Source organism: Legionella norrlandica, assembly GCF_000770585.1.
Taxonomy (GTDB): Bacteria; Pseudomonadota; Gammaproteobacteria; order Legionellales; family Legionellaceae; genus Legionella; species Legionella norrlandica.
Genome location: NZ_JNCF01000093.1, coordinates 1 through 8,410, shown reverse-complemented (window position 1 = coordinate 8,410; position 8,410 = coordinate 1). Strand labels below are relative to the sequence as shown.

Genomic DNA, 8,410 nt, shown 5'->3' with positions numbered 1-8,410 from the left:
GGAATTGTCAGTTACGTTTTATTTTACCTCATAGATGTAAGGTTTTTAGTCCTAAGCATTTATTATGGACATCTTGCAAAACTGGAAAAACATGATGGATTTCCTGAGAGCGCTGGATGAGCTTTCGTGTGTTTGTAAGATAGACAAGGATATTGCTGAAATGAGAATTACGAGTGGAAAAGCACTTGACTAATCATTAAGGAGATAATTTTGCATACTGAAAACCGAACTACTTATGCAATGATTGGGTGGCTACTTTGTGGGCTAGGAGCAATATTTTATAGCTATGAGTATTTGTTACGAATTGCACCGAGTGTAATGGAGAATGCTTTACGAACTCATTTTAATTTATCCGCTTCAGGTTTTGGCGTCCTTTCTTCTATTTATTATATAGCCTATGTTCCAATGCAATTGCCAGTGGGTGTGTTATTAGATAGGTATGGCCCTAAAAAATTACTAACCATGGCTTGTTTGATATGCGTGATTGGAACGTATATGTTTACTGGCACAACTACTTTTTGGATAGCTGCAACTGGTCGTTTTTTGGTTGGGTTTGGTTCCGCTTTTGCTTTCGTTGGGGTGTTAAAACTCGCTACTCTTTGGTTACCTGAAAATAGATTAGCTATGGTATCAGGTATGACATCAGCTCTGGGCCCCATTGGTGCTATGCTGGGTGATAATTTCCTAGAGTTGTTCGTAGTCAAATTAGGCTGGGTAAAGACCCTGAATATGACTGCTGCGTTTGGTATCGTCTTGACCTTGGTGTTATGGGTAGGTATTAAAGATCGTAAAGGACACCATAGACAGAGCGGAACGGTTCCAACTCTTAAAAAGGGTTTGGTTGATTTAGGAATTATTATTACTAACCGGCAGATTTGGGTGAATGGAATGTACGGCTGTCTGGTTTATCTGCCTACCACTGTTTTTGCAGAATTATGGGGTATTCCTTATTTGCATCATGCACATGGTTTATCCACGCAGGCAGCAGGATTGGCTAACTCTATACTCTTCCTGGGATTTATTCTGGGCGCTCCATTAATGGGGTATATCTCAGATCGGCTATACAGGCGTAAATTTCCAATGCTGATTGGCGCGAGTGGTGCTGCAGTTGTTATGATGATGATTTTATATATGCCTGGATTAAATGAATCTAATATCCAATCTTTGATGTTTTTATTGGGATTATTATATAGTGCACAAGCTATTGTTTTTGCTGTAGGAAGGGAATTGAGCCCTGGTGAAGCAGCAGGTACAGCAATGGCGGTTACTAATATGATAGTGATGCTCGGAGCGATGTTTTTGCAACCCTTAGTAGGCACTTATTAGATTTTAGCTTATCAACTCATTTAGCAGGTGATACAGCGATTGGAGCTGCAGTCGATAATATGAGCAAATTGTATACGGTTGATGATTATCAGTTTGCTTTATCTATTATTCCATTAGGTATACTAATTGCGGCCATTTTAACTTTCTTCTTAAAAGAAACTCACGCTCAGGCACCTAAATAATATGATTACTAGAAAACAACTCTCATATGGTATTTTGGTCTGTTTTATCGGGGCCGTTTTTTACTGCTATGAATTCATACTCAGGATCGTTCCCGGAGCTTTGCAGACCGAATTAAGCATTGCTCTGGGGCATATTTCGGCCACGACTTTTGGTCAGATTTCAGCTCTATATTATTTTGCATATTCACCCATGCAAATGCCCGTAGGTATGCTGATGGACAGATATGGGCCAAGACGACTTTTAACTTTTGCCTGTTTGTGTTGTGCTTTGGGTTCTTGGATGTTTACCTTAACTTGGTCTATTGTCTTGGTGGGTTTGGGCCGCTTTCTAGTAGGATTTGGATCTTCCTTTGCTTTTGTTGGTGTGTTGTCTTTGGCATTGCATTGGTTACCTCGTCGTTATTTTTCTTTAGTTGCCGGATTAATTACTACTTTAGGTATGCTAGGGTTGGTTTATGGTGAAATCAAAATTACTGAATGGTCTGAAATCATAGGCTGGGATCATGTTTTAATGCAAATCGCAATGATTGGTTCCGCTTTATGTATCTTAACTTTCTTTGTAGTCAGAGATGGTCCTGAGGGATATCAGCCCAATAAATATCCTTTACCTGAGTTTTTTCATAATGTACTTAAAGTATTAATGTCACATGAGGTGTGGTTGATTGGGTTTGTAGGTGCCTGCTTGTATACTTCATTATCAGTATTTGGGGAATTATGGGGTAAAACCTATCTAGAACAAGCACATCATTTAACCAAGGTAGAAGCTGCTAAAACGGTTTCTGCTGTTTTTTTAGGTTGGGCAGTTGGGGCTCCTTTGGCTGGCTATATATCGGACAGTACTGGTAGACGATTATTGCCTCTGGTTATTGGTGCCATATTGTCTTTAATATGCATCAGTTTAGTCTTATATTGGCCTGGTTTGTCATATCTTTCCTTAAATATTTTATTATTCTTGTATGGTGTCTTTAGCGCTACGGAAATTATTGTTTTTATTATGGCTAAGGAATGCAGCGGTGCGAAATTATCTGGAACAGTCTTTGCAGCAACCAATATGATTATCTCTTTTGCAGGTGCTTTTTTCCAACCTTTGGTAGGAAAATTACTGGATACATTTGGTGACAGCGGTATAGTTGCAGGTGAGCATATATACACGGTTGAAGATTATCAAGTCGCTCTTTCTATTTTACCGATTTCATTACTCTTAGTGACTATATTAGCCTTCTTTATTAAGGATCATTCCGGGAATCATTCGTGAAGTAAGTTAAGAGCATAGGTTAGGATTCACTTAATGACAGTGGAGACTGAACTCAATCTATGCTTTAAGAGTATATGGGGTATTTCATTTTAAAAATTATACTTGTGACTATTTACAAATAAGTTAGGTATGGAATACTGCAACTAGTTCTTTCACTGGAAGTCTCTGATGACTTTGGCAGCTTATCCAGCGAGATACAAGAAAGCTTTTTATTCGGGCTTTTTGGTAGTGGTATCTTGTGAACTCAGTATCATGATTCGATATTATTACTGGGATTCCTCTTGAAGCTGTTTCTTTAGCCAATTCGGCTAGTTCAATTTGATCTTCCCTGGAAAATAATTTTTGATTATAGGGCAAAGTTTGAGTATTTTCTGTTATTGGCACATAAGGTGGATCGCAATAGATGATATCCCCAGGCTCTGCTAATGTGAAAGTTTTTCTAAAATCATCATGAATAAATTGTACGGAAGAGCTCTTTTGATAAAACAATATCATTTCTTTACGTGGAAAATAGGGCTTTTTGTAAAGGCCAAAAGGAACATTGTATTTTCCTCTTGAGTTGTAGCGGCATAAACCGTTATAGCCATGCCGATTAAGATAAAGAAACACTGCGGACTTTTGGCTTGAGTTTTTTAATATGTTAAATTGATCGCGCAACTCATAATATTTTTCTTTAGAATTAGCCTCAGGTGTAAAATATTGCTCACAATAATCTATAAAAGGTTCCCCGCTCATTTGCAGAGTTTTATAAATATTAATCAAGTCGATATTACTTTCAGCCAATAAGTAAGACGGGTAATTAGTATTCATGAAAACCACCCCAGAGCCCGTAAATGGTTCTATTAAACGGCGACCAGCGGGTAGTGATGAAATTATTTCGTTTAAACAGTTATATTTGCTTCCTGCCCATTTAAGAAAGGGTCTTATTTTAGTCATAGCTAAATTAATTGATGTTTTATGGTGAAGTATCGCTTATTTTTAGAATAATGAACAGAACCACGAATCATTAATATCCAGGCTCTCTAATGGCTATTATTTTGATGTAGGGTTGGCGCTCGGAGTGAGCTACCTGCGTTATAACTATAAGATGATGTTAATACCTTATTGCAATAATGAGTAAAACAATGGCTATAAGACCTATAAGACTTAAAGCAGAGTTACCGCCGGGTATCATATGGGTTTCTGATGGAGATTGAGTGCAGGTTTGTCGTCCTTTCCATGCCATGATAGAAGGTAATAACAAAAGCAATATGACACAACATACGCCGGCATAACTTAAAGCATGAAGATAAATACCTGGATTAAACAAAACCACAGCTAATGGCGGAAGGAAAGTTAGGGCTAAAGTATATTTGCCTTGATGACCAGATTTCCTGAGTTTAAAGCCATCTGCAAGAAAATCAAAGAGTCCTAATGAAACTCCAAGAAAAGCAGTAATCATACAAATGGATGTAAAAAATCCAAAAAATCCACTGATCCATTGACTGTTTACCGATTGACTTAATGCTTCTGTCAGACCACTGGTTGCATGATCAGAGCTCATTAAAGCTAATAAACCATTTTCCCCTTCGCGCGAAACCACGCCCATAATGACTGCATCCCATACTATATAGCAAAATAAGGGAATAAGAGATCCATAGATAATAACTCGTCGCAGACTATGTAAATCATCATTAAAATAATCGCGCAAACTGGGCACAATAGAAGCAAATCCAAATGAGGTGACCAGAATCATGAGAGTCCCAGTGAACGCCCTAGCAGATCCGCCAACTAATCCTGATGGAGATACATGAGGGCTAATAATTATAACTAACAAAACATAGATGCCTAATTTACCAAACATAAGTCCACGATTGACGTAATCTACTGAACGTATGCCGTTATATACAATGAGACTGAATAGAGTAGTAAATACTATAGAGGTTAACCAATTTGGAAGATCAATATGGACCTTATGCAATAGGCTATTGAACACATCGCTTCCTCCTGATATGTAGGCGGCAAGAAGTGTGTAAAGAAGAAAAAGATAAGTGATCCATGCAATAATTTGCCCTGGCAAACCTAATGTTGATTTAGCCATGGAGATCATATTGCTTCCTGGAGGAAGTCTAAGATTGACCTCCAGAATTAATAGCGCTCCTGCCGTCATCACTAACCAGCAGAAAATAAGGAAAAATAATGAGTTGCTGAATCCTACTTCGGCTGTAGAAACGGGAAGTGCAAGCATTCCTCCCCCAATCGAAGTGCCTACTATGAGTAATATACCACCAACTAATTTTGAATTGATCACCAAGTATAACCCAACAAACAGTACAAATATAGAGCAAAATGATACTTTGTCTTCCAGAAAAAGTCAACTACTGAATAAACTGACTTTGCCTGTTTTTATCGCAAACGTCAACACCCTAGTGCTTCTACTTAAAAAGTACAATAAGCTCATGTGCTAACAAGCCCAAAGACACGATAATCACAGCCAATTGTGATATTTTGCCCCCAGGAACCATAAAGGCTGCTTTGTAATGCCTTCTGCCAAAATAACACATTAAAGCAGGCAATAGCAGCAGTAATATAATGCAAAATATTCCTGCATAACGTAATGCATAAATATACGCACCAGGATAATAAATTACGATAAGTAATGGTGGTAGGAAGGTTAAAAGAAATAAACCGATTCCATGATTACCTCGTTCTCGCAATTTTAAGCCGTCGGCCAGAAAACTAAATAAACAAAGCGATACCCCCAAAAAGGCAGTTAACATACAAATAGAGGTAAAAAAATTAAATAGGGCACTGATAGTTGTATTTTGAATTCTGTCGGTTAGGAGAGTGGCCAGTGCACTGGTGGTGTGTGGATTGGTCATCAGACTTTCAAGACCATTACTACCTGCGGAAGGTAAAGAGCCAATGATTACTGCATCCCAGGCTATGTAACATATTAAAGGGATCAACGAGCCAATAAAAATTACTTTTTTCAAAGTTTTTATATCGTCATCAAAATAATCCCTCAAATTGGGTACTATAATGGCAAAGCCAAATGAGGTAATTAAAATCATAATTGCCCCACCAATATATTGAAAATCGCCATGATAAAAATAATGTAATTCTATATGTGGTGCGATAAGAATTACGAGTATGCAATAAACCGCTAATTTACCGAACATGAGGGCGCGATTGGCAATATCGACAGAATGAATGCCTCCATATACTACTAAGCCAAAAAGCAGGGTAAATAGTGAGCTGGCTTGCCAATCACTAAGGTGTAAATTTGCTTTGAATAAAAGACTATTCAATACATCAGCCCCACCCGAAATGTAGGCAGAAAGTAGGGTATATAGCAAGAAGAGGTAACTAATCCAGGCAATGAGCAAACCATAATCTCCTAAAGTGGCTTTTGCCATAGAGACCATATGTTTTCCTCTGGATAAATATAAATTGGCTTCCAATATAAAAAATGCTCCAAAGGTCATAAATGCCCAACAGATCATAAGAAATATTGTTGATTGCCAAAAACCTATGGAAGCATTAGCTACTGGTAAAGCTAACATTCCCCCACCTATGGAGGTTCCAACGATTAATAATATGCCGCCTATAAATCTTGAATACATTAATAAAACCTTATTTTACCCTCTCCCCAACCCTCTCCCGAAATCGGGAGAGGGGTTTGAGATAGTAGTTCATTTCTACTCTCCCCAATCCTCCCGAAATCAGGGGAGGGAGTTTGAGATAGTAGTTCATTTCTACTCTCCCCAATCCTCCCGGGAGAAGGGGGTTGAGATAGTAGTTCATTCCTACTCCCCTAAACATAGGCCTAGGCCAGTGAGTGGGGGGAAACTCATCCTAGATGAGTGGTTACACACCGTTACTTTACATAGGCATAGGCCATTTGCGGAGCAGGTTGAGCTGGAGCTGTAAACCACTGGATCTCGATCCGTCTATTCTGGGCACTGCCATGAATTAGGGCATTGTCAGAAATTGCATTTTTATCTCCATAGCCCTCTGCTTTAAGCCGCTTGGCTGGAATACCATTGGCCCAAAGGTAGGTAAGCATAGTTTCTGCCTGTGCTTGAGAGAGTTTCCTTTTATGACTGCGCGATCCTACATTATCAGTAAATCCTGCAACGTAAATTGTACTTTGAGGATAAAAATTTAACAACCTGATAATATTAGTTAAACCAGGATAACATAGTTCGTTGAGGCGAGGGCTACTAAACATGAAATACTTGTCCGTGGGTATAATTAATGTTCTAGTATCGCCGTATTCAACATATTGAATATCCTGTTTTTGTAAGTCTTTGATAATTTTGCGTTTGCTGTCTCTGTAGAAACTTGCGAGGATCCCTACAGTGCCGCCAGCTGCTGCTCCGATAAGAGTTCCAGACACCGTTCCGCTTGCCACAGCACCAGCGATAGCGCCAACTCCTGTATCAACACCTACTCGTCTGGCGGCACGATGATCAGGGCGGAAATTGTTGTAAGGTGGATGATAGCAGCCAGCAAGAAAGCAAATCATTAATCCATATGCGAGGACTTTTGTTTTACCTAATTTGAGTGTCATATCCACTCCTTTAATCAATGATTTAACCATTATTAAGCATCTTATTAAATTTCGCAATCTAACATTTTATATTTTTACAAAGGGTGTCGTTTAGTAGGATATGGCCTCGAGTAAGAATAGTAAGCAAATCATAATCTTACGCGAAGAAGTTGAAAATTTATTTAGAACATATATGCTTAATATAAGATCATTATGTATTATAAGATATCAATAAACATGACTTTTTCTGATATCAACGCTCAATGAAGGTAAGAATTATGTTCGGCAAAAGAGATAATGGCCCTATCCAGGATTTACAGAAAAAACAAGCTGCCTTAGTAGAGAAAATCAATTTGTTGCAAGGCGAGGTGAGAAGACTGCGAGAAGAAATATCAAAAATTGAAGTCACAAAGGGTGAGGTGAACAGTAATAAAGTTGCGATTGAAAAAGCTATAAAAGAGATAGAAGGCTTGCAAAAAGGCATTAAAGATGAATTAGGTAAACTATCAAGGAAAACCAGGGAAATAAAAAGTTCTACCCCCGAATTATCATCAAATACTGAGACAATCACAGGGGGGCCACCAATACCACCACCTCCTCCACCTTCAATGGGGATTCCTCCTCCGCCACCTCCTCCAATTTTTAAAAAAGGTGTAAAACCTCAGGTTACTTCATCAAAACCTACAGAATCACAAAAGCAAACTGTCGATCCCAAAGGTGCTATGCTGGATCAATTGAAAGAGGGTGTAAAATTAAAAAAATCCAATGAAACTGAGGCAAGGGAGAGAACAGAAGAACAAATAGAGCTAGAGAAAAGAGAAGAAATTCAACGCTATGAAAAAAGTATTTTAACAAAAGAAGCAGAGATAGAGCGGTTAATAGCCCAGGTTAGTGACTTATCAACCAAACTTGAAACAGCCAAAGTAAGCCAGAAAGAATATCAACTGGCTTTGCAAAGTCAAACAGAACTTATTTCTTCTTCTGTCAAACCAAATTTAAAAATTAGTCCCCTTCGATCTCCAAATTTTAAAAAAATGTCCCCTTTTTTGTTTTAAAAAAAAATATAATTTTGTTATTGAGCTTGTGGGTATGTGAGCGAGAAGCTTGTGAGTG

8 protein-coding genes and 1 pseudogene are annotated in these 8,410 nt (G+C 38.3%); 4 read left to right on the top strand and 5 right to left on the bottom strand.

Going from position 1 to position 8,410, the window contains the following annotated elements:
* The first annotated feature begins 210 nt into the window (after positions 1–210).
* Together OK13_RS13200 and OK13_RS13195 are read left to right on the top strand one after the other, a co-directional pair.
* A pseudogene (locus OK13_RS13200) lies at positions 211–1,508 on the top strand (MFS transporter).
* A 1-nt stretch (position 1,509) separates the two neighbouring features.
* Complete coding sequence (locus OK13_RS13195) at positions 1,510–2,763, top strand: MFS transporter (RefSeq protein ID WP_035891535.1); 1,254 nt, start codon at positions 1,510–1,512, stop codon at positions 2,761–2,763.
* A 123-nt stretch (positions 2,764–2,886) separates the two neighbouring features.
* On the opposite strand, the gene OK13_RS13190 is transcribed toward OK13_RS13195, so the two are convergent.
* The gene (locus OK13_RS13190) at positions 2,887–3,639 is read right to left on the bottom strand and encodes a Dam family site-specific DNA-(adenine-N6)-methyltransferase (RefSeq protein WP_241480572.1); all 753 of its coding nucleotides are present in this window, start codon (positions 3,637–3,639) and stop codon (positions 2,887–2,889) included.
* Between OK13_RS13190 and OK13_RS15575 the strand changes: the two genes are divergently transcribed.
* Positions 3,572–3,727 (top strand): hypothetical protein, encoded by a 156-nt coding sequence (locus tag OK13_RS15575; RefSeq protein ID WP_241480573.1) that lies wholly within the window; start codon positions 3,572–3,574, stop codon positions 3,725–3,727. The two genes, OK13_RS13190 and OK13_RS15575, sit on opposite strands and share 68 nt — an antisense overlap.
* A gap of 129 nt (positions 3,728–3,856) precedes the next feature.
* On the opposite strand, the gene OK13_RS13185 is transcribed toward OK13_RS15575, so the two are convergent.
* The 4 genes from OK13_RS13185 to cmpA form a co-directional block, all read right to left on the bottom strand.
* On the bottom strand, positions 3,857–5,053 hold the full coding sequence (locus tag OK13_RS13185) for an amino acid permease (RefSeq protein ID WP_035891532.1): 1,197 nt from the start codon (positions 5,051–5,053) through the stop codon (positions 3,857–3,859).
* A gap of 124 nt (positions 5,054–5,177) precedes the next feature.
* The gene (locus tag OK13_RS13180; RefSeq protein ID WP_035891529.1) at positions 5,178–6,368 is read right to left on the bottom strand and encodes an amino acid permease; all 1,191 of its coding nucleotides are present in this window, start codon (positions 6,366–6,368) and stop codon (positions 5,178–5,180) included.
* A gap of 10 nt (positions 6,369–6,378) precedes the next feature.
* Complete coding sequence (locus tag OK13_RS14645; RefSeq protein WP_160264756.1) at positions 6,379–6,549, bottom strand: hypothetical protein; 171 nt, start codon at positions 6,547–6,549, stop codon at positions 6,379–6,381.
* 73 nt (positions 6,550–6,622) lie between these two features.
* Positions 6,623–7,318, bottom strand: a complete 696-nt coding sequence (gene cmpA, locus OK13_RS13175) for a C-OmpA-like family protein CmpA (protein ID WP_035891528.1) — start codon at positions 7,316–7,318, stop codon at positions 6,623–6,625.
* A 257-nt stretch (positions 7,319–7,575) separates the two neighbouring features.
* On the opposite strand from cmpA, the gene OK13_RS13170 reads away from it, so the two are divergent.
* Complete coding sequence (locus tag OK13_RS13170; protein WP_035891524.1) at positions 7,576–8,352, top strand: coiled-coil domain-containing protein; 777 nt, start codon at positions 7,576–7,578, stop codon at positions 8,350–8,352.
* Positions 8,353–8,410: the final 58 nt, after the last annotated feature.